This window comes from Caballeronia sp. LjRoot34, from assembly GCF_964253815.1.
In the GTDB taxonomy this organism is placed as follows: Bacteria; Pseudomonadota; Gammaproteobacteria; order Burkholderiales; family Burkholderiaceae; genus Caballeronia.
In genome coordinates this window covers 81,058-107,616 of sequence record NZ_CAXUSB020000004.1, presented here as the reverse complement: position 1 = coordinate 107,616, position 26,559 = coordinate 81,058, and the positions used below count along the sequence as shown (strand labels likewise).

The 26,559-nt window shown below is 59.4% G+C and carries 22 protein-coding genes; 9 read left to right on the top strand and 13 right to left on the bottom strand.

Annotated elements, in window-relative coordinates; genetic code table 11:
* Nucleotides 1-41: 41 nt before the first annotated feature.
* The 7 genes from ACSQ36_RS40865 (at nucleotide 42) to fabI (ending at nucleotide 7,282) form a co-directional block, all read left to right on the top strand.
* Nucleotides 42-488: a hypothetical protein gene (locus tag ACSQ36_RS40865; protein WP_436186596.1), complete on the top strand. Its 447-nt coding sequence runs from the start codon at nucleotides 42-44 to the stop codon at nucleotides 486-488.
* A gap of 45 nt (nucleotides 489-533) precedes the next feature.
* Entirely contained in the window at nucleotides 534-1,268 is a 735-nt protein-coding gene (locus ACSQ36_RS40860; RefSeq protein ID WP_436186595.1) for a hypothetical protein, read from the top strand.
* Nucleotides 1,269-1,460: 192 nt separating this feature from the next.
* On the top strand, nucleotides 1,461-1,946 hold the full coding sequence (locus tag ACSQ36_RS40855) for a hypothetical protein (protein ID WP_436186594.1): 486 nt from the start codon (nucleotides 1,461-1,463) through the stop codon (nucleotides 1,944-1,946).
* Between the two features lie 167 nt (nucleotides 1,947-2,113).
* Nucleotides 2,114-3,907, top strand: a complete 1,794-nt coding sequence (locus tag ACSQ36_RS40850) for a PHA/PHB synthase family protein (RefSeq protein ID WP_436186593.1) — start codon at nucleotides 2,114-2,116, stop codon at nucleotides 3,905-3,907.
* Nucleotides 3,908-3,915: 8 nt separating this feature from the next.
* Nucleotides 3,916-5,322 carry a bifunctional enoyl-CoA hydratase/phosphate acetyltransferase gene (locus ACSQ36_RS40845; RefSeq protein ID WP_436186592.1) on the top strand — a complete coding sequence of 469 codons (1,407 nt, stop codon included), beginning with the start codon at nucleotides 3,916-3,918 and terminating at the stop codon, nucleotides 5,320-5,322.
* Nucleotides 5,319-6,512 (top strand): acetate/propionate family kinase, encoded by a 1,194-nt coding sequence (locus ACSQ36_RS40840; RefSeq protein ID WP_436186591.1) that lies wholly within the window; start codon nucleotides 5,319-5,321, stop codon nucleotides 6,510-6,512. Before ACSQ36_RS40845 ends, ACSQ36_RS40840 begins: the two co-directional genes overlap by 4 nt.
* 8 nt (nucleotides 6,513-6,520) lie before the next feature.
* Nucleotides 6,521-7,282 (top strand): enoyl-ACP reductase FabI, encoded by a 762-nt coding sequence (fabI, locus tag ACSQ36_RS40835; protein ID WP_436186992.1) that lies wholly within the window; start codon nucleotides 6,521-6,523, stop codon nucleotides 7,280-7,282.
* 46 nt (nucleotides 7,283-7,328) lie between these two features.
* Here fabI and ACSQ36_RS40830 read toward each other — a convergent pair whose 3' ends face one another.
* The 5 genes from ACSQ36_RS40830 to ACSQ36_RS40810 form a co-directional block, all read right to left on the bottom strand.
* Complete coding sequence (locus ACSQ36_RS40830; protein WP_436186590.1) at nucleotides 7,329-9,716, bottom strand: serine hydrolase; 2,388 nt, start codon at nucleotides 9,714-9,716, stop codon at nucleotides 7,329-7,331.
* Complete coding sequence (locus tag ACSQ36_RS40825; protein ID WP_436186589.1) at nucleotides 9,671-10,936, bottom strand: putative glycoside hydrolase; 1,266 nt, start codon at nucleotides 10,934-10,936, stop codon at nucleotides 9,671-9,673. Before ACSQ36_RS40825 ends, ACSQ36_RS40830 begins: the two co-directional genes overlap by 46 nt.
* A complete protein-coding gene (locus tag ACSQ36_RS40820) occupies nucleotides 10,933-11,748 on the bottom strand; it encodes a polysaccharide deacetylase family protein (RefSeq protein WP_436186588.1) in 816 nt (271 codons plus the stop codon). The genes ACSQ36_RS40825 and ACSQ36_RS40820 overlap by 4 nt, the downstream gene beginning before the upstream one ends.
* A 422-nt stretch (nucleotides 11,749-12,170) precedes the next feature.
* Nucleotides 12,171-12,473: a DUF1488 domain-containing protein gene (locus ACSQ36_RS40815; RefSeq protein WP_436186587.1), complete on the bottom strand. Its 303-nt coding sequence runs from the start codon at nucleotides 12,471-12,473 to the stop codon at nucleotides 12,171-12,173.
* Between the two features lie 377 nt (nucleotides 12,474-12,850).
* A complete protein-coding gene (locus ACSQ36_RS40810; RefSeq protein WP_436186586.1) occupies nucleotides 12,851-15,733 on the bottom strand; it encodes an ATP-dependent Clp protease ATP-binding subunit in 2,883 nt (960 codons plus the stop codon).
* A 985-nt stretch (nucleotides 15,734-16,718) separates the two neighbouring features.
* On the opposite strand from ACSQ36_RS40810, the gene ACSQ36_RS40805 reads away from it, so the two are divergent.
* Both ACSQ36_RS40805 and ACSQ36_RS40800 read left to right on the top strand, forming a co-directional pair.
* Nucleotides 16,719-17,312 (top strand): lipocalin family protein, encoded by a 594-nt coding sequence (locus ACSQ36_RS40805; protein WP_436186585.1) that lies wholly within the window; start codon nucleotides 16,719-16,721, stop codon nucleotides 17,310-17,312.
* Between the two features lie 220 nt (nucleotides 17,313-17,532).
* On the top strand, nucleotides 17,533-17,685 hold the full coding sequence (locus ACSQ36_RS40800) for a hypothetical protein (RefSeq protein ID WP_436186584.1): 153 nt from the start codon (nucleotides 17,533-17,535) through the stop codon (nucleotides 17,683-17,685).
* 51 nt (nucleotides 17,686-17,736) lie between these two features.
* On the opposite strand, the gene ACSQ36_RS40795 is transcribed toward ACSQ36_RS40800, so the two are convergent.
* The 8 genes from ACSQ36_RS40795 to arcD form a co-directional block, all read right to left on the bottom strand.
* The gene (locus ACSQ36_RS40795) at nucleotides 17,737-18,348 is read right to left on the bottom strand and encodes an acetate uptake transporter (protein WP_436186583.1); all 612 of its coding nucleotides are present in this window, start codon (nucleotides 18,346-18,348) and stop codon (nucleotides 17,737-17,739) included.
* Between the two features lie 112 nt (nucleotides 18,349-18,460).
* The gene (gene acs / locus ACSQ36_RS40790) at nucleotides 18,461-20,434 is read right to left on the bottom strand and encodes an acetate--CoA ligase (RefSeq protein WP_436186582.1); all 1,974 of its coding nucleotides are present in this window, start codon (nucleotides 20,432-20,434) and stop codon (nucleotides 18,461-18,463) included.
* A 261-nt stretch (nucleotides 20,435-20,695) separates the two neighbouring features.
* Nucleotides 20,696-21,178, bottom strand: a complete 483-nt coding sequence (locus ACSQ36_RS40785; RefSeq protein ID WP_436186581.1) for a hypothetical protein — start codon at nucleotides 21,176-21,178, stop codon at nucleotides 20,696-20,698.
* An 81-nt stretch (nucleotides 21,179-21,259) separates the two neighbouring features.
* Nucleotides 21,260-21,436 (bottom strand): hypothetical protein, encoded by a 177-nt coding sequence (locus ACSQ36_RS40780; RefSeq protein WP_436186580.1) that lies wholly within the window; start codon nucleotides 21,434-21,436, stop codon nucleotides 21,260-21,262.
* Nucleotides 21,437-21,720: 284 nt separating this feature from the next.
* Complete coding sequence (gene arcC / locus ACSQ36_RS40775; RefSeq protein ID WP_436186579.1) at nucleotides 21,721-22,707, bottom strand: carbamate kinase; 987 nt, start codon at nucleotides 22,705-22,707, stop codon at nucleotides 21,721-21,723.
* 9 nt (nucleotides 22,708-22,716) lie between these two features.
* Complete coding sequence (argF, locus tag ACSQ36_RS40770) at nucleotides 22,717-23,715, bottom strand: ornithine carbamoyltransferase (protein ID WP_436186578.1); 999 nt, start codon at nucleotides 23,713-23,715, stop codon at nucleotides 22,717-22,719.
* Nucleotides 23,716-23,743: 28 nt separating this feature from the next.
* Nucleotides 23,744-24,961, bottom strand: a complete 1,218-nt coding sequence (locus tag ACSQ36_RS40765; protein WP_436186577.1) for an arginine deiminase — start codon at nucleotides 24,959-24,961, stop codon at nucleotides 23,744-23,746.
* Nucleotides 24,962-24,977: 16 nt separating this feature from the next.
* Nucleotides 24,978-26,459 (bottom strand): arginine-ornithine antiporter, encoded by a 1,482-nt coding sequence (arcD, locus tag ACSQ36_RS40760; RefSeq protein ID WP_436186576.1) that lies wholly within the window; start codon nucleotides 26,457-26,459, stop codon nucleotides 24,978-24,980.
* Nucleotides 26,460-26,559: the final 100 nt, after the last annotated feature.

The window sequence follows — 26,559 nt, the reverse complement described above, 5'->3', positions numbered from 1 at the left end:
GGCTAAGAGCTTAATGTGACAGGACCGGAGTGGCTGCGAACATGAAACGGTTGACCTTACTGGTGATCACGCTCGCTAGCCTCGTGGCTTGCGCAGGCGGCGGGACGCGCAACGATAATTACGCGGAAGACGCAGAGTTGCAGGTTGCATACGAACAGACATCGATTGCTTGCGTTGGACAGAAGTCCTGTGAGTCTATTTGGCAGCGGACCAGAGACTACATAGTTCAACATTCGACGACGCCGATTCGAAGGGCTGACAACGACGTTATCGAGACCAAAGAGCCCCATCAGTTTGGTGTGCTTTATATATGGGCATCAAAGACGTCCATGTCGGGTGATCGAGTCTCCTCAACAATCAAGATAAAGGTGATGTGCCGCGGCATGTACGAAAGCGATGGTAGCCGTGGCTGGATGTATGGCACTTGTGCCGGGCAGGTGGCACAGGTGGAACGCGGCTTTCGACACTTTGTGGCAGACGACGATTGACACTCCGCTCCTGGCTTGTTCCGGTCCAACGGTGGAGACAGGCGCGTGCTGATTGGACGACGCGACATCGGATCAGCCTGTCCGATCGTGGCGGTTGCCCTATCGCCGACGCATGCTCCATCGGGAGCTAGTATGACCAACGGCCGTGGAGGTTTTGTGAATGAGAAAGTACGTCACCTGCTGGCTCGAATAAGCGCTCTGGAAGACGAACTGAAGACAACGCTGCATGACAGGGAGATCCCGCTCTTCTACCACGTCAACGGCAAGCGAATCGAGTTCGACGCTTCTGTAAGCGCTGCGCATCGCGCGTCGAGGACCGGACTATTTCGCTGGGTTCTCGAGAGCCGTCCGTCCACGATTTTGGTCGCGCCGGTGATCTACGGGTTGATCGTGCCGCTTCTGATATTCGATCTGGGGCTCACCGTCTATCAAATTATCTGTTTCCCGGTGTATAAGATCGAGAAAGTCAAACGCTCGGACTATATCGCCACTGATAGATGGCATTTAGGCTATCTGAATTTCATGGAGAGATTTAATTGCTTATATTGCGCCTATGCAAATGGAATCATTGCCTACGGCACCGAGATTGCAGCTCGTACTGAGCAATACTGGTGTCCCATCAAGCACGCCAACCGGGTGCTTGGGACTCACGCCAGGTATGAGAAATTCATTCGCTACGGAGACGCCGTGAGCTATCAGCAACAGCTTTCCGAATTCCGCGCGGCGTTATCAAAGGATTCCGGTAGGCTGAATGTTCCCGGCGAGTCCCCCCTGGATTGAGACGGGTGTTGCCGCGGCCCGAGACGATCGGCTCGGTTTGGCAAGCCCTGGCGCCACGGTGACGAGCGTCGGCGGTGGTGCGCGCGGCGAAAAGCCATGTAGTTATGCATTGACATAGCTCAACTTCGGTAAGGGACCCCGAGCCTATTCTGCTGCTTGGAAAGCCCTCGGAACGAACGCCGGAGCAGCGCAATGGACCCCATATCCAAACGTAATACGCATCCGTGGTTGACCAGACTCGCGCAAGCAACAGTCCTGGGTGCAATACTCGCAATCGGCATAACGTGGGCAGGCTCGATCGCTGATCACCCGATTGACACAGCGATCACGGCGGGGATGACGTCGCCCGCGTGCGCCGAGGTCCGGGCCATGGCAGCCGGTTCGCTGCTGTCGGCATCGCTCCCGAACAACGATATCTGCCGATCCTTTTTTCTTTATCGCGCAACGTTCTCAGACGCAACGAATGACACAGGCACTTATGCGGCGTCCGTTATGCAGGACCGTATAGACGAGTTCTGGCAGCTTGTCGGCTACGTAGCCGTGCCGTCACTTGTCGTGGTCTGGACAATCTTCATGCTGGCTGCGGCCGCAAGTGGCGCGTATCGCAGGAGGGAGCGGGACATCGCGCCGCGGCAAGGACATTCGAACCGATGCGAAGCAACGCGCGCCTCGCAGTGACACAAATGCTGTGCAATCCGATAGTTCGCGGACTAAGGGCATTGAGCCTTGCCGGTGCAGCTTCGCCGGATACGAACACTGCAGGCCGACGCGGCCGGGCGAGCCGGGTTCCTGGAGCCGGCTCCGTCGCACCTGCCCCAAGCCAATGACTATTGAAGGAATCGCCAATGGATACCCGTTCCCGGACCGACGTCAACGACAACCGCGCATTTATACCGCAACCGGTTGCCGGTACCTCCTGCAGTCCCTTTCGCGCACTGGATCACACGAAAGAGGCCGCCATAGCTCGCCTCACGGGCGGCCTGTCCCCTGCGGCGTTATCGCTGGCCGTGGCCGACTGGTTTATCCATCTCTCGGTTGCACCAGGAAAGCGCGCGGAGCTCGCTTCGCTGTATGCTGCGAACGGCCGCGTGATACGTGACTACATGCTCCGTTCGTTGACAGGCGCCGCTTCCTCTCCGCTGGCAGAGCCTGCGCCCGCAGACCATCGATTCCGTGCCGACGTGTGGCAGACCGAGCCCTACAGGCTATGGTCCCAGATGTTCCTTCTTACGGAGCAGTGGTGGCAAGCTGCCACTCATGACGTGCCGGGTGCGACCAAGCACCACGAAAACGTCGTGGGCTTCGGTGCACGTCAGTTGCTTGACATGGTGTCGCCGACGAATTCGCCATTCACCAACCCCGAAGTGATTGAGCGAACCCAAGCTACGCTCGGCGGCAATCTCCTGCGGGGCGCCCGCAACATGCTCGAGGACGCGCGTCGTCAAGCGGGCGGTGAAACTGCTGCCGGAGCCGATCAGTTCAAGGTCGGCGTCGCTCTTGCGGTGACCCCGGGGAAGGTGGTCTTTAGCAACCATCTGATCGAACTCATCCAGTACAGTCCTGCCACTGAAAAGGTGATCGCCGAGCCCATTTTGATTGTGCCCGCGTGGATCATGAAGTACTACATCCTCGATCTTTCGCCGCACAACTCGCTGATCCGCTTCCTGGTCGCTCAGGGCTATACGGTGTTCTGTATTTCGTGGCGCAACGTCGGGGCCGAGGACCGGAACCTGAGCCTCGAAGACTACCGCACGCTCGGCGTCATGGCCGCGCTCGACAGCATTAATGAGATCGTGCCGGAGCAACGGGTCCATGCGACAGGGTATTGCCTTGGTGGCACGCTGTTGTCGATTGCGGCGGCAGCAATGGCAGGTGTCGGCGACGAGCGGCTTGCCTCGGTGTCGCTCTTTGCCGCACAGACGGACTTCACGGAACCCGGCGAGCTGCAACTGTTCATCGACGACAGCGAGGTCTACTTCATTGAAAGCATGATGTGGTCAAAGGGTTATCTCGATGCAAGCCAGATGTCGGGTGCATTTCAGATGCTGGAGTCAAATGACCTCCTTTGGTCGCGCGTCATCCACGACTACATGCTGGGCGAGCGTACGCCCATGTTCGACCTGATGGCGTGGAATGCCGACTCAACTCGCATGCCGTATCGGATGCACTCGGAATACCTGCGGCAACTGTTTCTCGACAATGACCTTGCCGCAAGCCGTTATCAGGTTGACGGACGGTCGATCTCGTTGCGCAATCTTCGTGCACCCATGTTTGTGGTCGGCACGGATCGCGACCATATCGCGCCTTGGCGCTCGGTGTACAAGGTCCACTACCTGTCGAGCACCAACATCACGTTCGTCCTCACGAGCGGGGGCCACAACGCAGGCATCGTCAGCGAGCCGGGCCACGCCAACCGTCAGTTCAGGATTGAGTACACGGCGGCCACAGACCTTCGCATCGGGCCCGATGAATGGATTGCAGCTGCACAATCGCGGGACGGTTCATGGTGGCCCGCATGGACCGACTGGCTCGCCGCCCAATCGAGTGCGGAAACCGTCACGCCGCCGCATATGGGGCCGCATGCTCAAGACCTTACATCCCTGCCGGACGCGCCCGGCACCTATGTGCTTCAGGATTGAGGATATTCATGGACGACAATCTCCTTCACAACCGCACCTTCGATGAACTCGCGATCGGGGAATCAGCGTCGCTTGTGCGCACTGCCGGCCAGGACGACATACAACTGTTCGCCGCGATGTCGGGGGACGTTAATCCCGCGCACCTGGACGCAGCCTTCGCCGTGAACGATATGTTCGGTCATGTCGTCGTGCAGGGCATGTGGACAGCCGGTCTTATCTCTGCATTGCTGGGCACGAGACTGCCTGGACCGGGCACGATCTATCTGGATCAGGATCTGCAGTTCCGACATCCGGTTGTACCCGGAGACGTGGTGACTGCGACGGTGAGCGTCAAGGAAAAACGCGCGGACAAACGAATTGTGCTGCTCGATACGCGTTGCACCAACCAGCGCGGCGACGTAGTGCTGACAGGCATGGCCACGGTGATTGCGCCGGCCGAGTCTATCGTGTGGCCGCGGATCGCACGCCCGGATGTCTCGGTGCGAAGCCACGATCGCTATGACGCCTTCATTCGCGAAGCACGGATGCTGCCTTCCCTGCGCGTGGCGATCGTCCATCCGTGTTCCGCCGATGCGATCAAGGCCGCCATCGAGGCCCGCAATGAAGGGCTTATCGATCCAATCCTGATTGGCCCTGAAGCTAAGATACGCGCGGCTGCTGAACTGGCTCAGGTGAGTCTGGATGGAGTGACTATCGAGGCCGTCGAACACAGCCATGCGGCCGCCGCGCGCGCGGTCGAACTGGGAGCGGCGGGGAGAGTCGCCGCACTGATGAAGGGCAGTCTGGAGACGCACGAATTGCTATCAGCAATCGTGAGTCCGGCGTCCGGCCTGCGGACAGAGCGGCGCATCAGCCACGTCTACGCGATGGATGTGCCCGCCTATCCGAAGCCTCTTTTCATTACGGACGCGGCGGTCAACGTCACGCCGTCGCTCGAGCAGAAACGCGATATCTGTCAGAACACAATCGACCTGCTGCACTTGCTGGGTATCAAGCAGCCGCGCCTCGCCGTCCTTGCGGCAATCGAAACTGTCAACCCGCGCATGCAGACCACGCTGGACGCGGCTGCTCTCACCGTGATGGCTGCACGCGGCCAGATTCGCGGTGCGCTCGTCGACGGCCCGCTCGCCTTCGATAACGCCATCAGTCTTGCCGCGGCAAAAACCAAGGGTATCGCTTCAGCAGTCGCCGGCCAGGCCGACATCCTGCTCGTGCCCGACCTGGAAGCAGGCAACATGCTCGCGAAGCAACTGATGTACTTTGGCGGCGCCGATGCGGCGGGCCTTGTGCTTGGTGCGCGCCTGCCGATCATCATGACAAGCCGTGCTGACAGCTTGCGGGTGCGGTTGGCTTCCGTGGCGCTCGCAAGGATCGTCGCACAACGTACGCTTGGCAAGAGGGTGCTACCAACATGAGCAGCCCGCTGATGCTAACCTTTAACGCTGGTTCATCGTCAGTCAAAATAGGCTTGTTTCAGGTCTCCGCTAATGGTGCGACGCGGACCGGCCAAGGCACGATCGACTTCCGGCACACGCCGCTCTCGCTGCATCTGGTCAACGGCGACACGGTTCACGACATCGCGCTGCGATCGGCCGTCACCGAAGACCTGCACGAAGTGCTGGACGAAACGCTCAACTGGTTCGCGATACACTTCCCGATAGCAGATGTCGTCTCGGTGGGGCATCGCGTAGTGCACGGCGGCGACACGTTTTCCGGGCCTGTCGCGATCACAAACGAAACGCTCGCCACTATCGAATCGCTGATACCGCTCGCGCCGTTGCACCAACCGCAGAGCGTGCGGCTGATTCGTGCGGTTCGACACCTGAGGCCCCACCTCGTGCAATCGGCCTCATTCGACACTGCCTTTCATCGCACGCAAACGGATCTTGTACGCCGCTTCGCGCTACCGCGCCGTTTCTTCGACGAGGGCGTCAAGCGTTATGGTTTTCACGGCCTCTCGTACCGGTTCATCGCGGAGTCCCTCGCCCGCAAGTTTCCCCAGATCGCAAACCGGAACGTGATTGCGGCGCATCTCGGCAGCGGCGCGAGCCTGTGTGCGATGAGCTCTGGCGCGAGCCGGGACACCAGCATGGGATTTTCGACCCTCGACGGTATTCCGATGGCAACGCGCTGCGGGGCGCTTGATGCTGGCGTCGTCCTTTATCTGCTTCAGCAGCAAGGCCTGAGTGCAGCCGAAATCGAAAAGATCCTGTACGAACAGTCCGGATTACTCGGGATCTCAGGATTGAGCGCGGACAGCCGCGAGTTGAGCGCTAGCAACCAGCCCGAAGCACGCGAGGCGCTCGACCTGTTTGCGTTTCGGATTGCGGGCGAAGCGGCCCGGCTTGCCACGACCCTTGGCGGCCTCGATTGCCTGATCTTTACCGCCGGTATCGGCGAACACCAGCCTGAGGTCCGTGCGGCCATATGCGAGCGACTCGCGTGGTTCGGCGTCGAAATCGATCACCGGGCTAACGCGGACAACGCAAGCGTCATCAGTTCGGAACGGAGTCGCATTGCCGTGCTGGTGCTCGAGACCGACGAAGAGCAGATCATCGCGAACGAGGCCCTTTCGATTCTTCGCAGCGAGGGAGAAACCGTATGAACGACATCATCGATTTATCCGGCAAGCGCGGCTTGGTCGTTGGCATTGCAAATGAACACAGCATTGCCACCGGTTGCGCACGCCTGTTTCGAATCGCCGGAGCGGACCTCGCGATCACCTATCTGAACGAACAGGCTGAACCGTTCGTGCGTGCTGTCGCCGAGACCCTCCCGGCAGCACTCATCATGCCCTGCAATGTCAGCGTCCCGGGCGAGCTCGAAGCCGTCTTCGAAAGGATCAAGAGGGAGTGGGGGAAACTGGACTTCGTGCTCCACTCGATCGCCTTCGCGCCTGCTGGTGACCTTCACGCGAGCCTTGCCGATTGCTCGGCAGAGGGATTCGCGCTCGCGATGGACGTGTCCTGCCATTCATTCATTCGCATGGCAAAGATGGCGTTGCCTCTGATGACCGATGGCGGCAGCCTCATGACCGTCAGTTTCTACGGCGCTGAACGGGCCGTCGATCATTACAACCTGATGGGACCGGTCAAGGCGGCGCTCGAATCAAGCGTGCGTTACCTCGCAGCCGATCTCGCGGCCCGGCGGGTTCATGTTCACGCAATCTCCGCCGGCGCGGTGAAGACGCGTGCGGCGTCGGGTCTGGATCACTTCGATGTGCTGCTCGACGAGGTCCGTGCGCGAACCCCTGCGCAGCATCTTGTCACGATCGAGGAGATTGGGCGTATCGCAGCCGTGCTCGCCAGCGACGTCGGCATGACGCTCACTGGTTCGACCATCTACGCTGACGCCGGTTTTCATGTGGTGGCCTGACGCACGCTCGGTTTTCATCGACGGTTCAAGGTGAATATGCGTGACATCATTCGCCTGGATAACGCAGATAGCGTGCGCGTAGCAACCCGAAACGACCCAACTCTTCCGCCTCGAGCGCTTCGAGGGTTTCGCGATCCGCCCCTTGGCGGATGGCTTGCCATATCGCTTTTGAGCCAACGGCATCGCGTGTGGCTTTGAGGTCGAAGGTTTGGGGATATAGACGTAGCAGCGCGGAGAGCAGTGCCAGTCCGAGGCGAGCCGTTTGTCGTGACGGTTCATGAGAGACGATGCTAACCCCGTGGCAAAGTTCGCCGCGATAGGCGGACTCGGTGGGCACGAAGTCGACTGGCTCGAAGCGGGCTCCGGTGTCAAGGTCGTTCAGGGTTTGGGCCAGGCGCACGCCGTCGATCCAGGGTGCACCGATCCACTCGAAAGGGTGCGGCGTGCCGCGGCCGACGCTTACGTTGGCGCCTTCGAGCAGCGCGACGTCCGGGTATAGATCGAGCTGGGACGCGGTGCGCAGGTTCGGTGACAAAGGCACCCAACCAAGTCCGGTATCAGCTATGCGCATGGAGCGCTGGTACCCGTGCATCGGAATGACTCTCAAGTCCGCGCCAATAAGCCGTTCCTGATTAAAGAGCGCTGCAAGTTCTCCTACGGTCATGCCGGGCAACAGAGGTAATGGGAAAAAGCCTGTGAACGACTCGTGTCCGGAGTCCAGCACGGGTCCGCCGAAGCGCTCGGCACCAAGCGGATCGGGACGATCGAGTACAAAGAGTGGAATCTTCCGGCGTGCTGCGGCTTCAAGTGCGTAGCCAAGCGTGGTTTCGTAAGTGAAGAAGCGAACCCCGGCGTCCTGAATGTCGAAAACCAGTGCGTCGAGCCCTTCGAGCGACGCGTCCGAAAAGCGCTGGCTGTTTCCATAAAGGCTGTGCACGGCGAGGCCCGTAGCAGCGTCGTGGGAGTCACCAATGCGTTCGTCCCGGTTCGTGTCCAGCCCATGCTCTGGCGCGAACAATGCCGCAAGCGTGATGCCCGGCGCTTGTTCGAGTACGTCGATCGTACGCCTGCCATTCGCATCAAAGCCGCTGCGGTTCGTAACCAGTCCGATTCGCAGACCCGACAGCGGAGCGAACTGCTGGTCCTCGAGAACATCGATGCCGGTTTTGAGCGGACCGGTCGACACGGGCAGGATGGACGCCGCGGCAATCGCGGGAGCGGTCCATGGAAGTCGCTGTTCAACATCCCGGATATCGATCTCGGGCTCGCGGCTCGCCAGCAATCCAAGCACTTGCTCACGAAGCGGCCGAGCATCGCCTTTGTCATCCGGATACACGCGGTTCGTGAGGATAATGACCCACTTTTGGGATACAAAGTCGATCCAGATTCCAGTGCCGGTATAGCCCGTGTGACCGATCGATCCGACGGGAGGCAATCGGTCCCGATTGGAAGCGAGTGGGGCGCTCAATTCCCATCCCAGACCCCGCAACGGCAGTATCGAAGGGGGCGACGCGGGCGTTGCAAGCGCCGTGACACTCGACGTCTTCAAGATCTGCACCTCGCCAGCGCGCCCGTTGTTCAAGATCATCTGCGCGAACCGGGCGAGGTCGTGCGCAGTGGAGAAGACGCCGGCGTTACCAGACACGCCACCCATCGCGGAAGCGAGAGGATCGTGAACACGACCCCGGCGCATGCCTTCGCGGTCGGCCGTCGTCGCAGCGCTGCGCAACGCATGTTCACTGTCAGGAAGGTAACCGGTGTCGGCCATTCCGAGCGGATCGAATACGTGAGTTCGACAGTAGTGATCAAGCGAGCGGTGTGTGATTCGCTGCACGAGCTGGCCTAGTACCACGAAATTCAGATCACTGTAGATCACGCGAGTGTCGGGTTCGGCATGCAGGCGCTCGGCGGCAACGTCTCGCAAGACGCTTGCTGGAGTCGCTGCAGCAGGCAGCACAGGCAAGCCGGGGCGCAAGCCCGAGGTATGCGCAAGCAGTTCGCGCACGGTCACATGTTGCTTTCCATTCGCAGCAAATGCAGGCCAGTAGCGTGCGGCGGGCGCGTCGAGTTGCAGTTGTCCATCTTCGACCAGTTGCAGGATTGCCGTGGTCGTCGCAATGGCTTTTGTAAGGGACGCGAGGTCGAACACCGTGTCAACGGTCATTGGCTCCGGGTGCTGCCCAGCCACGCGAAGTCCAAACGCTTTTTCATACGATATGCCATGCGCGTCGCCCGTCACCACCACTGCGCCCGGGGACCTGCCTGCCTCAATCTGCGCCGCTACGATGAGATCGAGTTGAGCGCGTGCGACAGCGTCCAGTTCACCGCTCTGGGCGCCACTTGCGGTGAGCAGGAACGAGCATAGAAGGACGCGGTGCCATAAACGACTCAGCGCGGAAGCTCGGCGGCGTCGTACTGGTTTCGAGGATTCCATAACATCCATCCATCCGTACTGGATGCGTCGGCGGCTTGCGTCTGTGCGCGAATCGCCTCCGCATTGAAATCTCGATGATCGAACGCGTAGTCCCTGAACGCCTGCAGCCACGGCCGGAAGCGCACGCCGGGAAGACCGGTGCGCCGCTGGGCTTCGGCGAGCGAGCGGCGCACGATCTGGCCGGGATCGTCGACCGGCTTCGTGCAGCCGGGCAGCCCCCACGTGAAGCCGGAGGGATAAAGCATCGGTGAAATATAGTCTAGCGCAGCGCCCAGCGTCTGGATGTCCTGACCGATCGCCGTGTCGTCGAGATTCCAGCAGACGTAACCGAAGATGTCCGCCGACACAAACACGTTATAGGGTGCGAGCCGTTCACGAGCAGCCTTCAGAAAGCCGACGATCGCGGCGGTCCGGTTTGCACGTGTGTTCGGCAGCGCGAACTGAAGGCCGCTGGCATCGGGGAAACGCACGTAGTCGAACTGGATCTCGTCGAAGCCCAGGCGTGCCGCTTCCTCCGCGATGTCGAGATTGTGTTTCCAGACGTCATGTGAAAAAGGGTCCATCCATTGCAGCTTTTCGCGGTCGCGCCACGGATGACCGGCGGCGTCATGAACAGCCCAGCCAGGATGTGCATCAGCAAGTGGATCGTCCTTGAACACCACAATGCGGCCGATCAGATAAAAGTTCTTTCGATGCAGCTCGGCGAGTACTGCCGAGAGGTCTTTTGCGACGGGCGCACGCGTCTTGAGTTGCGCGTTGGCTCCGATCGCCTCGCGCGCCTCGCTAGGGTACGGCGTAAGACCGCGGTCGCCTTTGACGTCGATGACCAGCGCGTTGATCGCCGTACTGTCCCGCAGGTTGACGGCCGCTTCGCGCAGGGACGGGCTGTTCACGCCATAGACGGATAGATACACCGCCTTCGGACGAAAGGGTGTCAGGATAAGCGTGACGGGCTCGTCTCCAGAGACTGCGGCTCGTGTGCGCAGGTAACCGGGCGAGCGCGCCGCGATGCTTGTTCCCGGACGTTCCACTGTGAAGCTTCCGTCGCGGCCGGTCAGGATGGTTCCCGACGCGGTGGTGACAATAGCCTCGGCAACCGGCAATCGAGTAGTCGCGTCGATCACGACGCCGGTTACAGCAATGGCCCCCGGGCTGACGAGCAGCGCAACGACCGAAAGGCCGGTGCTCGCGACTCGCCAGAAAACACTTGGCCACCTCATGGCCGGGACTCTGACGCGGTTACCGATCGCCCTTCGGTCTCGCCGAGCAGCCGCGCGAATGCGCTCGCGTTATACGCGTCGATGATGAGAAAACGCGGCAGTGCCAGCATTGCTGATTGTCTTTTGACAGCGTGGCCGTCCAGCGTGAAAGCAGCGACATATCCTTCGCTGGCAGCAAGCGCCATAAGCGGGGCGTCGTAGATGCCGAACGGCCACGCGAGCATGTCGACGTGACCGCCGACCTCAGCCTCGATACGCGTTCGGGATCGCTGCAGTTGCGCACGAACAAACTGGATGAACTCAGCTGGCGAAAGCCGCTTGCGCTCGATCTTGAAATTGGGATGCCAGTAGGTATGGGACTGGACGTCGAACAATCCGGTCTGCTTGAGTGTGCGTAGCTGATCCCACGTAAGCGCGTAGGACGCGTTCGAAATAGCCGATGGATAAACGAACAAGGTGACTGGCAAGCGGTCACGGATTGCGATTGGCCGTAGTATATCGAACACCGAACGATGGCCGTCATCCACGGTAAGCACTGCGGTCTTGGGTGGCAATGTCGCAGTGGGGTCGTTCAGCCACTTGATGACATCGCGCAAAGGAACGACCTGATAGCCGTGCGTACGCAAGGATTGCAATTGCGCCTCAAACGTGTCGGTGCGTACGGTCATCGAATCCTGAGCGGTAAGCGCAAAGCGATGATAGACGAGGATCACGACATGCGGTTCGCTCGCTGAGGCGTGCACTGAGGATGTCACCACCAACCACGCGAACGCCAGCATTCGCAGCAGCCGGAAACTGAGCGCCCGGTTCATCGGTTCGCTCGCGGGAGCAGGACCAGGGCAGATTGCCCTGACACAACCTTGCAAAGGCAGGGCAGATGAAGCGCAAGCGTGACGTGCGGCGTCGCATCTACCTTGAGAGAGAACCGCGTTACCTTTGCTAAGGCAATTGCACGCGCATTGGGGCGCCCCATCAACTTGGCTGACATATTTTCTCGCGGATGCTTTGATGCATTGGGCGCGCCTTGGATGGCGTTGCGTTCTTTAATTGCTTAATGTTGCACCCTTGCTGCACCTGCAGGCATGACTTAGATCAAATGTCAGTGCCCGGCGCCCCCTCGTTGGCGGCTTCTCAAACCGGTCGTCCGGAGGGGGCGAGAAGACACACAGAAGATCGGTGCGCAATCCCAGCTATAGGTGATCCGCGAGTGTTTCTAGATTCAGAATCATGCAAGCTAGGTCTTGGCGTCACCTAGACGACGCTCCGATTCAAACCGGAAGTGGCCGCTACGCATCAGCAGTTCTTTCGTATGCACTTCGCGTAACAGGTTTCGCGCCATGCGTTCGATTTGTGATCGGTGCTGGTTGAATGCGTCGAGCAGGTCAGCTGCACTCGATGATGCGGCGCCAAAATGGTCTTCGAGCGCTTCTGCCGAGACTGCGCAGTCGATGTCTTCCCCATCGACACGCGTAGCAAAGCCGACAGTGAGGTTCCATCCACGGTACTCAGGCGGTAACGATGGGAAAGTGATATGCATCCCTGACACTCCTCTACTGTAAATGGCGTCGCTGATCGAAGAAAGTTCGCGCAGCGGGTCTATTTTGCATAGCAGCGAAACCTTCTTGCCCCAGGTTCGATGCGCTGACGTGCGCTCCGGCATTTTCGCGAATACTTGCCGCGTCGTCCTGCGCTCACGCAACGCGCCTTGCCCTTGTATCGCGCTGCGTTCATGTCAAGTTGCGAACCCGTGGCGACGCGGCCAGATATGCGGTGCATCGAGCGGATCGAAAGTGCTCGCCTCATCAGGGTGAAATAAAACGTCTAACCGGTTCGCCAAGAAGCCGCGATTGGTTACTGTCACGGTGCATCCGCGCGACCGATAAAAGGCGGCACCTCGATCCGATGTATCCGGCGTTATGCTGTCACCTCCTTGGGATCTTCCACGTCACCTCGATTGCGCGTGGGCCCCCGCGGTTTGCGAGGTTTCTTCTCAGGTTTGTCGACCTTTTTTTCGTCGGCCATGGTTGGATCCGCCACCCGATTGGGCTCGCTGGCCGGCTGGGCGCTCAGCTCAAACACCGATTTTTTCTCTTGGGTGTCGAAGCGACAACATATCCGGCTACCTTCCGTGATCCGGCCTTCGAGCAGCTCCTTCGCGAGCGGATTTTCGATCACCTGGCGAATTCGCCTACGCAACTCGCGGGCCCCATATTCGGGCCGATAGCCTTCGAATACGAGTTGTTCCACGATGCTTTCATCGAACACCAGATCGATATCCTGGCTCCTGGTCATATGGGTGACCTTATCGAGTTGCAGCCGCACGATCGAACGGATCTGGTCCTGTGTCAGCGATTCGAAGATGATGATTTCATCGATCCGATTCAGAAACTCCGGCCGAAAGTGTGCCCGTAACACGGTCATCACGCCTTCGTGCAACGAATCTTGCGTGCCGCTCATGCGGGCTTTGCCTGGCTTGCCTGGCTTGCCGGGTTCGTTGCCATTGCTAGGCAGGAAGCCAGGACCGTTGCGCCGTGTCCCACTGATGACGTCCGATGCAAGGTTGCTCGTGGCAATGATGAGCGTATTGGCGAAGTCGATCACGCGCCCTTTGCCGTCTGTGAGACGGCCGTCGTCGAACACCTGAAGCAGCAGGTTGTACACATCTGGATGTGCTTTTTCGATTTCATCGAAGAGGATCACGCTGTGCGGCCGGCGGCGTACGCGCTCGGTTAGTTGACCGCCTTCGTCGTAGCCCACATAGCCTGGTGGAGCACCGATCAGGCGCGCCACGGCATGGCGCTCCATGTATTCGCTCATGTCAATGCGCACGATCGCGTCTTCGTCGCCGAATACGGCTTCAGCGAGGGCCTTGGCCAGTTCAGTCTTGCCGACTCCGGTCGGCCCGAGGAACAGGAACACTGCAACCGGTTGGCGACGTCCTTGCAGGCCGGCACGGCTACGCCGTACCGCATCGCTGACTGCGCCGATTGCCTCGTCCTGACCAATGACGCGTTGGTGCAGCCGATCTTCGAGTTTGAGGAGTTTGTCCTTTTCTTCTCGCGTCAATTCAGCCACCGGAATGCCCGTCAGCTTTGCGACAATCTCGGCCACCTGCGTGATACTCACCTCGGATTTGCTGGAGCTCACACGGCGTTTCCAATTATCGACGGCATCCGTGAGTTGCGTTTCCTTGGTCGCCAGGTTCTCGCTCAGCACCTTCGCACGCTCGAACTGCTTGCGCGAGGCAGCGTAGTCCTGCTCGCGGCGGATTTGTGCAATCTCGGCTTCGAGTTCGAGAATGTCGGCAGGTCGAGATGTCGATAGCAGATGCTCACGTGCGGCCGCCTGGTCGATCAGATCGATCGCCTTGTCCGGAAGGAAGCGACCAGTGATGTAGCGGTCGGACAGTTCGGCTGCTGCGACGAAAGCCTCGTCAAGTATTGTCACCTTGTGATGAGCCTCAAGCCGGTCGCGCAGGCCGCGCAGGATACCGATGGTCTGCTCGACAGACGGCTCGCCGACCAGCACTGGCTGAAAGCGGCGCTCGAGCGCGGCGTCTTTCTCAATGTATTTCTGGTATTCAGCGAGCGTGGTCGCGCCGATCAAATTCAGTTCGCCGCGTGCCATCGGCGGCTTGAACACGTTCGCGATATCGAGGCCGCCTTCGCTTCCGCCTTGGCCTGCGCCAACTACCGTATGTACTTCATCGACGAACAAGACCAGTTCGTCCTTGTGCGCGGCGATCTCGTCCATCACCTGCTTGACGCGTTCTTCGAACTCACCGCGGTACTTGGCCCCGGCTACCAACGAGTTCACATTCAACTCGATCAGCCGTTTGCCGCGCAGCGTCTCCGGGACGTCTCCGCTAATCATGCCTTGAGCCAGACCCTCGACGATCGCAGTTTTACCGACCCCCGGCTCCCCTATGAGCACAGGGTTATTCTTCTTGCGTCTTGCGAGCACTTCTGCAAGTGTCTCGGTTTCCTTGGAACGGCCTATCACCGGGTCGAGCTTGCCCTCGCGCGCAAGCTGCGTGATATCCCGACTATATTTGTCGAGGTGGGGAGTGTCACTGGGCGCCGCCGCAGTGTTCTCATCCGTTCCGACCAGCTTCAGCGTCTGTTGGCGCAGCGCCTGTGGCGTCATGCCGTATTTCATCAGCAGATCGCCGGCGAAACTGTCGGTGACCTCGGCTAAGCCGGTCAGCATATGTTCGGGACCGACATAATTCTGGCCGAACTCGCGCGATGCGATGAAAGCACGCTCGAGTGCGCTTTTAAGTCGGGGCGACACGGCAATCTGACCGTCGGTGCGCTTTGGCACGGCCTCGTCCCTCAACGCATGTTGCTCGATATACGTCTTGAGGTCGGTACCGGAAATCTTGAGCGTTGACAATATGCGTTGCACAGTCTCGTTGTCGACGAGTTCATAGAGCAAATGCTCTGTGTCAACTTCCTGCCGGCCGAACTGCAACGCTCGTTCAGCGGCTCGTTGCAGAATTTCCTTCGACTGGTCGCTGAAGTGCTGCTGCAAATTGACGCGTTCAGCTTCACCAGACGCACCCGATGGAACAAAACTGGTCGGCGGATTTCCACCCGATGGCTGGTCGCCGAAGAAATCGTCGAATAGCCCGCCCCTGAACAGTGATTCGAGCGGGGAGACCTGACGTTGATGGCGCGAAAGCTGTGCGTAGTGATAGTCACATACATCGATCTGGCGGGTTTTCCTATCCTGGATCACCGCTACGCGCACCGCTGCCGGCCGAACCCCGCACAAATCGCACATTTTCTGCGCCATGTCTTGCCTCCGTGTCGTTGGGACGCCGCATTCGCGGCTATCCCGTTGTTGATGCGACAATTCTGGACAAGCATTCGGCGCAATCGTTGAGGTCGATCAATAAAGTGCATAACACTTAACGTCGAAATACTGTTGTTCGAACTGGGTATTTGAATTCGTCATCATCTCCGCACAGTCGCAGGCGATCCTTAAGCCAGTGCGCGCGCGACATAGTCCGCAAACGGTTGTCATTTTCCCAGGTCGCCGCACGTGCGCTGAAGAGCGTGCGATCCGAAATAAGCCGAATCGTCGAGACGTGCAGCAATTCAGTTGAAACCAGGGGCTGTCAATCTCGCCGCAAATGGCTTCGCGGGGGTACTTGCAATACCGCATGAATTGGCAACCGCCATCTAAAAATCGTCATGTTGATCCGTGTCAAAGTCGGCGCTGTGCTGTCGCGCACACTGAATCCTCACCTTCGTAATCGATTGTGCGGATAACAGAATGAAACTGCCCTTGTAAACATTCTTCAATGGTCTAATACTTTGGTGGAGCTCAAGGAGTCGGTACGCCGTCATGTTGAGCAACTGGGACGGTTCTGTGTGGCCATGGTGCATTTTGCAGAGTAAATGTGTTGTGCGATGACAGTCGCAAGCGTCATGGAGGGCAATTTTGAAACCAAGTCAACCTGACTATTTCCGACCTGACGCGGGCACCGAGCATGGAGAGCAACGAAGACGGTTTTGTAGCATTGCGCGACGCGTTCGTTCGCGAAACTAACATATTCGAGGACCTATTTTTTCGGATATCGCGGTGAGTAGCGGGCAACCGGAAGACCGCATCACATACGAAGCGGAGAGCCATCCACGGTTCCTGCGTGCACGAAGGAGGCATGCAATCAAAACGTGGATGACGCTGACAGCGTCTGTTAGCGTCAATAGTTGAAACTTATTCCGCGGTTTCAAAGCGGATCTGAAGTCTTTCACTTACACGTTTGGAAAAGCCCATGCGCCGCGTTGTTCACGCTGTAGGTGTGTCCTTGCTCATCGCCATTGCGGCTTGTGCGGGCGCGCCACCGAATCCGAATCCCCGCGCGAACGACTCACTGGTCGCGGTGTCAATCGATCTTCCTCGTTTTATGGGACGCTGGTACGTGATTGGCAATATTCCGTATCTAGGCGAGCACGACTATGTCGGGACGTACACGCAGTGGGCGCTGCGCGGCGACGGCAAGATCATGGACGCTTTCGTCGGGCGTCGATACGGCTTTGATCAGCCAGTGACGGGCAGTTTTTTCATTGACACAATCGTGCCGAATACTCGAAACGGGGAATGGAGAGTTTGTTTTTCCTGGTTGGCCTGCACAACGCGCCTCGCACTGTACGTAGACGAAAATTACCAATACACGATCTTCGGTCTATCTGACAGGAGTCTCGGGTGGATCATGGCGCGCGATCCCGCGGTTAGCGACGAAATGTATACTTCGCTGTTGGCACAACTTGCCGCGCTTGGTTTCGATACCTCCCGCTTTAGGCGGGTTCCGCAGCGGGCAGACCAGATTGGGAAACCGGGTTTTCAGTCACCTGGTAAACCTGAGTGATTCCATTGGCGAGGGAGGCTGGTCAAGTGCGACGTGGTGCCGAAAGGCGAGCGCCCGCTGGGAAGGGTGATCTGGTAATGTAAGCAAATCGCGATCTGTGGCCCGAGCGACGTCTAATGGGGTTGTGTGCACTTTCACGGAAAAATGGTGCATCGATGGCGCACGGCAGGAAATCAGAAATGATCGGGACTGCACCAGGAATTTTCGCTGGGGTAACCCTATGTTTGTCGCACTGGCCGCGCTTGCCGCGGTCTTTCACGATGTGGTCTTCATTGGGTCAAGTCCTGCGAAATACGGTGTCGCTGCAACCATCGCATGCTGCGTGCCACGCTTGTCCGATGTCCAGGGCAAGCATGGCTGCGAAGTAGCGTAAGCGGTTATACAAACGCCTTGTCACCGTTGGTGCAGCTGCCTGTGACGCTTATCAGGTTCGTTGCAGGTTATCGGTCGAGCCAACCGATACTTCCACTACGATCGCTGTGTCGCTTGTCCCCACAGGCAGCACGCTGCGCCCGTGCATCTCGTTGATGATTTCTGCTGCGGACAGATAGAACGCGAGCGCCGCTGTGACGAGACCGCAATAGCCTCCCGCGTGATGCAGCCACACGAGACCGGTCCATTCGCTTGCGGCCAGCACGAAAAAGGTGATCCAAAGGACGAAGAACACCAATTGCAGCGCACGCGCCGAGCGCCATGTCGCGACCCACATATACAGCGTGAATACGCCCCACAGGAACAAGTACCAGCCAATAAAGGCGGCCGGCACCTTGTCGTGCAGGAACAGCACAAAAAGCGCGAGCGACCACCAGAATGCCCCGTAGCTGAGGAAAGCGGTGGCGCCGAACGTGTTGCCGCGCGGTATCTCCATGAGCCCGGCTAGTGCCTGTGCTGTGCCACCGTAAGCGAAGGCGACGGCGAGCACCATGCCCATGGCGTCGCCTGTGAACCAGCCGGCGTTGATCATGCTGAGCAGCCAGGTTGTCAGAGCAAATCCGGCGAGCCCGAGCGACGCGGGGTTGGGTGTTTTGATGTTCATGATGCAGTCTCCTGAGGGAAACAAGATTTGTCGCGCAGCAGTCTGCGTGAATCAACTCCGCGCGACTCAGGTTTAGGGTTAAGCGTTCTCGACACGCGGTCGATACCCGGCGTTAAGCCGGATCAGCGAACTGCGCGATCACCTGCGGATTTTCAACGGTCGACGTGTCTTGTGAGACTTCTTCGCCCTTCGCGACCGAGCGCAACATCCGGCGCACGACCTTTCCCGAACGCGTTTTTGGCATGGCGTCGCCGAAACGAATCTCCTTTGGTTTGGCAATCGGACCGATCTCCTTGGCGACCCATGCTCGCAACTCGTCGGCTATGCGCTTCACGTCGGTGCCAGTCGGCCGCGCGCCTTTCAGCACGACGAATGCGACGATGGCTTCGCCGAACGTTTCATCGGGACGACCCACTACCGCCGCCTCCGCGACCAACGGACAGGCCGCCAGCGCCGACTCGATTTCCATTGTGCCCATACGGTGACCCGATACATTGAGTACATCGTCGATACGGCCCGTGATAGTGAAATAACCCGTGTCGGCGTCGCGGATCGCACCGTCTCCGGCGAGGTACAGGTTGCCGCCGAGTTCCTCCGGGTAATAACCGTTTTGAAAGCGCTCCGGGTTGCCCCATACGGTGCGGATCATGGAGGGCCAGGGTTTTCTGATCACCAGCACGCCCCCTTGCCCGTTCGGGACCTCGTTACCGGTTTCATCGACGATCGCGGCATCTATACCGGGCAGCGGCAGCGTGCAGGAGCCGGCAACAAGCGGGGTGACACCTGGCAACGGCGTGATCATGTGACCGCCTGTTTCTGTCTGCCAGAAGGTGTCAAGTACGGGGCACCTGCCGCCGCCGACTTGCTCCGCATACCACTGCCACGCACTGGGATTGATGGGCTCGCCCACCGTGCCGAGGATGCGCAGCGTGCTGAGGTCGTAGCTTGCAGGATGGACAGCCGAGTCTGCTTCAGCGCTCTTCATCAGCGACCGGATGGCCGTGGGCGCGGTGTAGAAAATCGACACCTTGTGGCGCTCGATCATGTCCCAGAAGCGCCCAGCGTTCGGGTACGTGGGCACGCCTTCGAAAATGACCTGGGTCGCGCCTACGGCAGTCGGTCCATAGCAGATGTACGTATGCCCTGTGATCCAGCCAATGTCGGCAGTACACCAAAAGACATCATCCGGCTTGATGTCGAAGGTCCATCGCATGGTGACGGCGGCCCATGTCAGGTAGCCGCCTGTACTATGCTGGACGCCTTTCGGCGTGCCGGTGGACCCTGACGTATACAGCACGAACAGCGGATGCTCGGCACCAACCCATTCGGGCTCGCACGTATCCGGCTGATCATTCTCAAGCTCATGCAACCATGCGTCTCGACCGCCGATCCACGGAATCCGTCCGCCCGTGCGCCGATAAATAGCGACAGTCTTGACGTCGTCGACACCACCCATTGCGAGCGCTTCGTCGACGATCGTCTTCAGCGGCAGCGTCTTGCCGCCACGTACCTGTTCATCTGCGGTAATGATCGCAACCGCACCGACGTTCATCAGCCGCTCGTGGAGCGACTTCGCGGAAAAGCCACCGAAGACAACCGAGTGCGGCGCACCGATGCGCGCACACGCCTGCATTGCGACAACACCTTCGACTGACATCGGCAGATAGATGACTACGCGGTCGCCTTTCTTCACACCGCGTGCGCGTAGTGCATTCGCGAGCCGGCATACTCGGTGATACAACGCCTGATACGTGACGGTCGAGACCTTGCCATCGTCGGACTCGAAGATGATTGCCGTTTTGTCCGCGTTGCCGTTGATGAGATTCCGGTCAAGGCAGTTGTACGACGCATTGAGTTCCCCGTCCTCGAACCATCGGTAGAACGGAGCATTCTCATCGTTGAGAATCCGCGTGAATGGACGATGCCAGGTCAGATGCTCGCGGGCAAGACGCGCCCAGAAAGCTTCATTGTTGCGTGCGGCCTCAGCCACGAGTGTGCGGTAAGCATCCATTCCGTCAATCGTGGCATGCCGTGTTAAAGGAATACCCTCGGTAGAAATGCGGGGTATCGATTCGATGGTAGACATAGTCTCCTCGCTTGAGTCGTGAGATGGACGAGCAAACAGCAGCCGTCGCCCGGGAGCTCTTGATGGCTTGCACGGGCTTTGCCCGCGTGGGGGGTATGCGCCTCTAGCATGGTCGACGCTCGAATCGAGACGCTGCTGTGAGTCAACTATGAGATGTCCGCCAGATGACCTTTTGATGCAAATCAAACAGTCTGGGCAGACGAATAACCGGTTTCATCAAAAGAGGAGCGTCTCCGCGGCAAGCATGTCGATCATCCGTGACTAGATAAAGAATCCGGCGCCGGTCTCGGCGCGGGCGAATTGCCCCTTCGATCCATCGGCTGAAGCACGGATGTTGTTGTTGGTGCTCAGGTTGAAATCTCTTGCGATTGAGACTAATCGCTCCGTCCATTCCCATGTTCCAAATGCGTCGTGTACGTTTTGCAGACAACTCAGCAACGCGACGGTGCACTCGTCGTGCACGTCAATCCTGGCCCGCAATAAAGCCTTTTGGAGCGCTTTGATACCGGCGTCCATGTACGTAGGATGATTGCGGGTCGTATTGCTCAGGTAGCGAACAGGAACGCCTTCCATGGCCGTCGTGTAATCGAGTGCGCGTATGAAGTGGCCAACGGGGCAGCCACCGCATGGGCCCTGATATGCACCACCTCCTCTAGGCAGAAGCGCCGCGCCACGCTGCGTATTCAGGTGTTCGACGGCGCGGTCGAAGATGTCCTGATTACTCAGGAAACAAGTAGCTCGCATGATGTGTCTCCTTCACGGATGGGCAGCGTAGTCGCTGTCTGCTGTCGTTTAAAGTATCGTTAGCGGCCGATGAAAGGGAAATCAGTGACGGCGGAAATTCGAGTAGGATTTGCGCACGGCCAGTAGGCGTTCGCCTACGCAGGGAGGTTGGAAAAGCGCATCGTAGCGGTATAGGTTGCAGAGCGAGACTTCGCCGAACAACGCGAGCGGATGTTCAATGTCGAGCGCGTGCCGCATGACCCGGGCGTCGAGCGGCATCCTGAAGCGCAGTATCAGTGGTTTTGTCTCCAGCTTGCTGACCCTTGGTACGTCGCAGCGCCACCCGAATTCGGTCCGTTGGGAGCGTCAACATCGCTGACCGATCGACTCGTCCACCCGCGCCACGACTACCCGCACCGTGAGCATCGCCGACAGCGGAATAGTCGATAAAAACCTGCATATTTGAAGCCCGGTGGGCCCGCGAGGTCACCAAAAAAACGTGTCGAGCATTGATGACGCGAGCTGGGCCTTGACCGGTCCGTCTTGACTTGCGACAACACGGGTCAGAGTGGCCGGGGCGGCCGGCACGGTTGCGTTCCGCAGCGCACGTCGCGGCGCGGCGGAGTGCCCGTTGGTTTGCCCGCCATCACACGCGTGCCGGCCGTTCCGTTCACCATTTCACCAATTCGGTTGAGCGACCCGATGACGGCTGGCCGGCCCGTTTTCGATACGAACGCACAGGCCGCTTCCACCTTCGGACCCATCGATCCCACCGGAAACGCCATGGTTCTTAGTTCTGTAGCGCAGATCTCGCCGAGCGCGCGTTCACGCGGTGTGTGCCAATCGAGATACACCGCGTCGACATCCGTGGCGATAATCAGCATATCCGCATCGACGTCCGCTGCCAGCAGTGCGCTGCACCGGTCTTTGTCGATCACCGCTTCAACTCCCGTGGAAGTCTTGCCGTCGGCTGTAACACTCACCGGAACGCCACCCCCCCCTGCGGCAATAACAATCGTGTCGAGGTCGACGAGCCAGCGTATCGGCATCAGTTCGCTGATTCGTTGAGGTTCTGGCGATGCCACCACACGGCGGTACCCAGCTCCGTCGGGGGCGATCGTCCAGTGATTGAGCACGGCGAGTCGCTCAGCTTCGCTCTTTGTATAGACTGGCCCGATCGGCTTGGTCGGATGAGCGAAAGCAGGATCGTCCGCCTTCACTTCGACACGCGTCAGCAGCGTCGCCACAGGGCGTCCGGGCGGCAACGCGTTGGCCAGCTCCTGCTCCAGAAGATAGCCGATCATCCCCTCGGATTCCGCATCCAGCACGTCGAGCGGGGTGCCCCCATCCTGGCCTCCCGTGGCAGCGGCCTGAAGCGCCAGCAGGCCGACCTGAGGGCCATTGCCGTGGGTGATGATCAGTTGATTGCCGGGTGCAATGCGTGCTATCTGGACCGCCGCACGGCGAATATTGACGATCTGGTTGGTGATCGTCAGCGGTTCGCCACGCCGCAGAATGGCGTTGCCGCCCAGTGCAATGAGAATACGCATGACGTCGCCTTATCCGAGTGTGGCGACCAGCACGGCCTTGATGGTGTGCATGCGGTTTTCCGCCTGCGAGAAGACGATCGACGCGTCCGATTCGAACACTTCGTCCGTGACTTCCAGTTCCGACATGCCGAACCGCTCCTGAATCTCACGGCCTGTTTCAGTCTCCAGGTTGTGATACGCAGGCAGGCAATGCATGAACCGTGTGCGGGGCTTCTCAGTCGCTTTCATCAGCGCCGTGTTCACCTGATATGGCTTCAGCAGTTTGATCCGCTCGCCCCAGACGTCCATCGATTCGCCCATCGATACCCACACGTCGGTGTAGATGAAGTCCACGCCCTTGACCGCGGCCAACGGGTCGTCGGTAATTGTGATGACCGCGCCCGTTTGCTCCGCGAGCGTGCGCATCTGCGCCACGAGCATGTCGTCCGGCCACAGCGCACGCGGAGCGGCAATGCGTACGTCCATGCCCATTTGCACGCCACCGATCAGGAGCGAGTTGCCCATGTTAAAGCGCGCGTCGCCAACGTAGCAGAACGACAGTTCGTGCAGCGGTTTTTCGGCGAATTCCTCCATTGTCAGCAGGTCCGCCAGGATCTGGGTCGGATGAAATTCGTCGGTCAGACCGTTCCAGACGGGGACGTGGGAATACTGTGCAAGATCCTCCACGGTGCTCTGATGGAACCCGCGATATTCGATGCCGTCATACAGGCGTCCGAGCACGCGAGCCGTGTCCTTGAGCGATTCCTTGCGCCCTAATTGCGAGCTGCTCGAATCGATGTAGGTGACGTGTCCGCCCTGGTCGTGTACGGCGACCTCGAACGCGCAGCGTGTACGTGTCGATGTTTTTTCGAAAATCAGCGCGATGTTCTTGCCGCTCAGCCGGGGCACTTCAGTGCCCGCATACTTCGCGCGTTTCAGTTCGGCCGAGAGGTCCAGCAGGAAGCGGATGTCGCGTGGAACGAAATCCTGCATGTTGAGCAGGCTGCGGCCGTGCAAGTTGAATGCCATGATGATCTTTTCCTAAGAGACTGAGTGGTCAAAGCGGATCGCGCTCGATCGGACAGGTCATGCAATGGCCGCCACCACGGCCGCGACCTAGTTCGCTGCTCGGAATGGTGATGACCTCGATGCCAGCCTTGCGCAATAACGTATTGGTGTAGACGTTGCGGTTGTATGCGACCACCACGCCCGGCGCGAGCGCGATGACGTTGTTGCCGTCGTCCCATTGTTCGCGTTCTGCTTCCCATTCGTCGCCTCCGGTGGCGACTGTGCGCAACGTTTTCAGTCCGATCGCGTGGGCGACGACATCGAGGAACGGCGCAGTTTCGGCACGCACGTCCAACGTGCCGGGTTGCTCACCCGGACGAAGGCTGGTGCAGCGAATGCCGTTCACGATCTCCGGGAAGATCGTGACCAGGTCGCGGTCGCAAAACGTAAATACGGTATCAAGATGCATTGCTCCGCGCGAGCTCGGCAATTGCGCGGCTATCACGTGCTTCACGGTCTCGTGGGCGAAAAGCGAGCGGGCTAGTTGCGCCACCGCTTGGGGCGAGGTTCGCTCGCCCATGCCGATGACGACAACGTCCTTCGACAACGGCATGACGTCGCCGCCTTCGAGCGTCGCGCCGCCATGATCAACGTCCGGGTCGCCCCACCAGACGCGCGCGCCGGCATCGAATAGCGGATGAAAGCGATAGATCGCCGTGGACAGCAAGGTCTCCTGGCGCCGGGCGGGCCAGTACATCGAACCCAGGACAACGCCCTGGTTGATCCAGCAACTGTTGTCGCGTGTGAACATTGCATTGGGCAGCGGCGGCAGAACGAAACCCGCATGGCCGAGACAATTTGCAAGCAGGCCGGCGGGCCTGAACGGCAGTTCTGCCCGCACAACGCCGCCAATTAGGGCTGTCGCGAGCTCGTCCGGTTTCATCTCGTCGAGCCAAGGACGAAGTTGTGCGGACAGCTCTATGTCGACGGTGCCCGGTGACAACTTGCGGTCGAGCACCCAGTCGCGCGCGGTCCGCTCGCGAAGGATGTCGGCGAGCATGTCGTGCGTGTCGAAAACCTCGACGCCACGGTCTTGCATCGCGGTAACGAACGCATAGTGATCAGTGCGCGCCTGCGCGACCCACAGAACGTCGTCAAACAGCAGCTCGCGGCAGTTGGCGGGCGTCAGGCGCGATTGCGCAAGCCCGGGCTTGCAAACTAGCACCTTGCGCAGCGTGCCGACCTCGGAGAAAACACCGGATGTCATCGCAATTCCTCCAGGGTTAGAGACCGAGCCGGCCGGTCGACAAGAGCCACCCCGCGATAATCGCCAGCACGACCAGTGCGGCGAGAATCGCGATTTCGAATGGCCTGAAAAGACGTGCGCCTTTCTCGCGCCGCGCCCAGCCATAAATCAGGACTCCCGGAGCGTAGAGGAGAGCCGCGAGCAGCAGATACTTGAGGCCAGCCGCATAGAGAAGCCAGCCGCAGTAGATCGTCGCCAGCAAGCCGATCACCATGTCGCGGCCGCGCGCGCTTTCGCCGGGGTGGTAACCGTCACCGCTTGCCGCTGTGCGCGCGGCGTACACGGCGGAGAACAGATACGGAATGAGGATCATCGACGTCGCGAGGGAGATCAGTGCCTGATAGGTTGCATTCGAGACCAGCGTGAGAACCAGGAAGAGCTGTACCAGACCGTTTGTGATCCAAAGCGCATTCGCAGGAACACCGTGGACATTTTCGCGTGACAGGAAAGTCGGCATGACGCCGTCGTTCGCCGGTGTGAACAGGGTCTCAGCGGCGAGCAACGTCCAAGCGAGTAGGGCGCCGCCCACCGAGACCAGAAGGCCGATACTGATGAGTACCGCGCCCCAGTGTCCGACGGCCTTGTCGAGCACACCCGCCATCGATGGATTTTTCATTCCAGCAAGTTCAGCTTGCGGAATGATGCCGAGGGACAGCACGGAGACTGCCATCAGCAAGACCAGCACCACCGCGAAACCGAGCAGCGTGGCGCGGCCAACGTCCTTGCGATTTTGGGCGCGCGCGGAGTAGACGCTCGCGCCTTCGATACCAATGAACACCCACACCGTGATAAGCATAGTGCTCTTCACCTGGTCGAACACGGTGCCGAGCTTCGGCGTGCCCCAGAAGTCCTGGGTGAACACATGGCTTCTGAAAGCAACCACGGCGAGCACGATGAATATCAGCAGCGGGACGATCTTTGCGACGGTAGTTAATCCATTGAGCAGCGCCGCGCCGCGTACGCCACGCAGGATCATAAAGTGCATCGCCCACAATACGACTGAGGCGCCAACTATCGCGGCGGGCGTATTACCGTCGCCAAAGAGCGGGAAGAAATAGCCGAGGGTGCCGAACACAATGACCAGGTAGCCGACATTGCCGATCCATGCGCTGACCCAATAACCCCACGCGGAACTGAAGCCGACGAACTCACCCGCGCTTGCACGGGCATAAGCATAGACGCCGTTGTTGAGGTCGGGCTTGCGCGTGGCGAGTGACTGGTAGACGAACGCAAGCATCAACATGCCGACGCCGGTAATCAACCATCCAAGGATGACGGCGCCCGCGCCTGCGCCCGACGCCATGTTTTGCGGTAGTGAAAAAACGCCGCTGCCGATCATCGATCCAACAACGAGCGCCGTTAGCAAACCGAGCTTCAATGGCTGAGGCACAACAGCATTCATGACCCGTCGCGCGGGAGGCGACGATTTATCTACCAGTGGTTCCGCAAGGTTCTTCATCACCGTCTCCTGAAATGTCGGATGGCCCAATTAGGTCACCTGGACGGCGCCGTCCATTTGATGTGGATCAAGCATCGAGAGACCATCCCTAAAACATGCT

Excerpts from the sequence above, each read along its gene's own strand:
- ACSQ36_RS40780 (WP_436186580.1), bottom strand. The coding sequence starts at position 21,436 with ATGCCGCTCGACGCCCGGGTCATGCGGCACGCGCTCGACATTGAACAT.
- ACSQ36_RS40805 (WP_436186585.1), top strand. The coding sequence starts at position 16,719 with ATGCGCCGCGTTGTTCACGCTGTAGGTGTGTCCTTGCTCATCGCCATT.
- ACSQ36_RS40765 (WP_436186577.1), bottom strand. The coding sequence starts at position 24,961 with ATGACATCCGGTGTTTTCTCCGAGGTCGGCACGCTGCGCAAGGTGCTA.
- ACSQ36_RS40825 (WP_436186589.1), bottom strand. The coding sequence starts at position 10,936 with ATGAGGTGGCCAAGTGTTTTCTGGCGAGTCGCGAGCACCGGCCTTTCG.
- ACSQ36_RS40865 (WP_436186596.1), top strand. The coding sequence starts at position 42 with ATGAAACGGTTGACCTTACTGGTGATCACGCTCGCTAGCCTCGTGGCT.
- ACSQ36_RS40840 (WP_436186591.1), top strand. The coding sequence starts at position 5,319 with ATGAGCAGCCCGCTGATGCTAACCTTTAACGCTGGTTCATCGTCAGTC.
- ACSQ36_RS40855 (WP_436186594.1), top strand. The coding sequence starts at position 1,461 with ATGGACCCCATATCCAAACGTAATACGCATCCGTGGTTGACCAGACTC.
- arcD (WP_436186576.1), bottom strand. The coding sequence starts at position 26,459 with ATGAAGAACCTTGCGGAACCACTGGTAGATAAATCGTCGCCTCCCGCG.
- ACSQ36_RS40850 (WP_436186593.1), top strand. The coding sequence starts at position 2,114 with ATGGATACCCGTTCCCGGACCGACGTCAACGACAACCGCGCATTTATA.
- acs (WP_436186582.1), bottom strand. The coding sequence starts at position 20,434 with ATGTCTACCATCGAATCGATACCCCGCATTTCTACCGAGGGTATTCCT.
- ACSQ36_RS40785 (WP_436186581.1), bottom strand. The coding sequence starts at position 21,178 with ATGCGAGCTACTTGTTTCCTGAGTAATCAGGACATCTTCGACCGCGCC.
- ACSQ36_RS40820 (WP_436186588.1), bottom strand. The coding sequence starts at position 11,748 with ATGAACCGGGCGCTCAGTTTCCGGCTGCTGCGAATGCTGGCGTTCGCG.
- arcC (WP_436186579.1), bottom strand. The coding sequence starts at position 22,707 with ATGCGTATTCTCATTGCACTGGGCGGCAACGCCATTCTGCGGCGTGGC.
- ACSQ36_RS40830 (WP_436186590.1), bottom strand. The coding sequence starts at position 9,716 with ATGGAATCCTCGAAACCAGTACGACGCCGCCGAGCTTCCGCGCTGAGT.
- ACSQ36_RS40810 (WP_436186586.1), bottom strand. The coding sequence starts at position 15,733 with ATGGCGCAGAAAATGTGCGATTTGTGCGGGGTTCGGCCGGCAGCGGTG.
- ACSQ36_RS40815 (WP_436186587.1), bottom strand. The coding sequence starts at position 12,473 with ATGCATATCACTTTCCCATCGTTACCGCCTGAGTACCGTGGATGGAAC.
- ACSQ36_RS40800 (WP_436186584.1), top strand. The coding sequence starts at position 17,533 with ATGTTTGTCGCACTGGCCGCGCTTGCCGCGGTCTTTCACGATGTGGTC.
- ACSQ36_RS40795 (WP_436186583.1), bottom strand. The coding sequence starts at position 18,348 with ATGAACATCAAAACACCCAACCCCGCGTCGCTCGGGCTCGCCGGATTT.
- ACSQ36_RS40845 (WP_436186592.1), top strand. The coding sequence starts at position 3,916 with ATGGACGACAATCTCCTTCACAACCGCACCTTCGATGAACTCGCGATC.
- argF (WP_436186578.1), bottom strand. The coding sequence starts at position 23,715 with ATGGCATTCAACTTGCACGGCCGCAGCCTGCTCAACATGCAGGATTTC.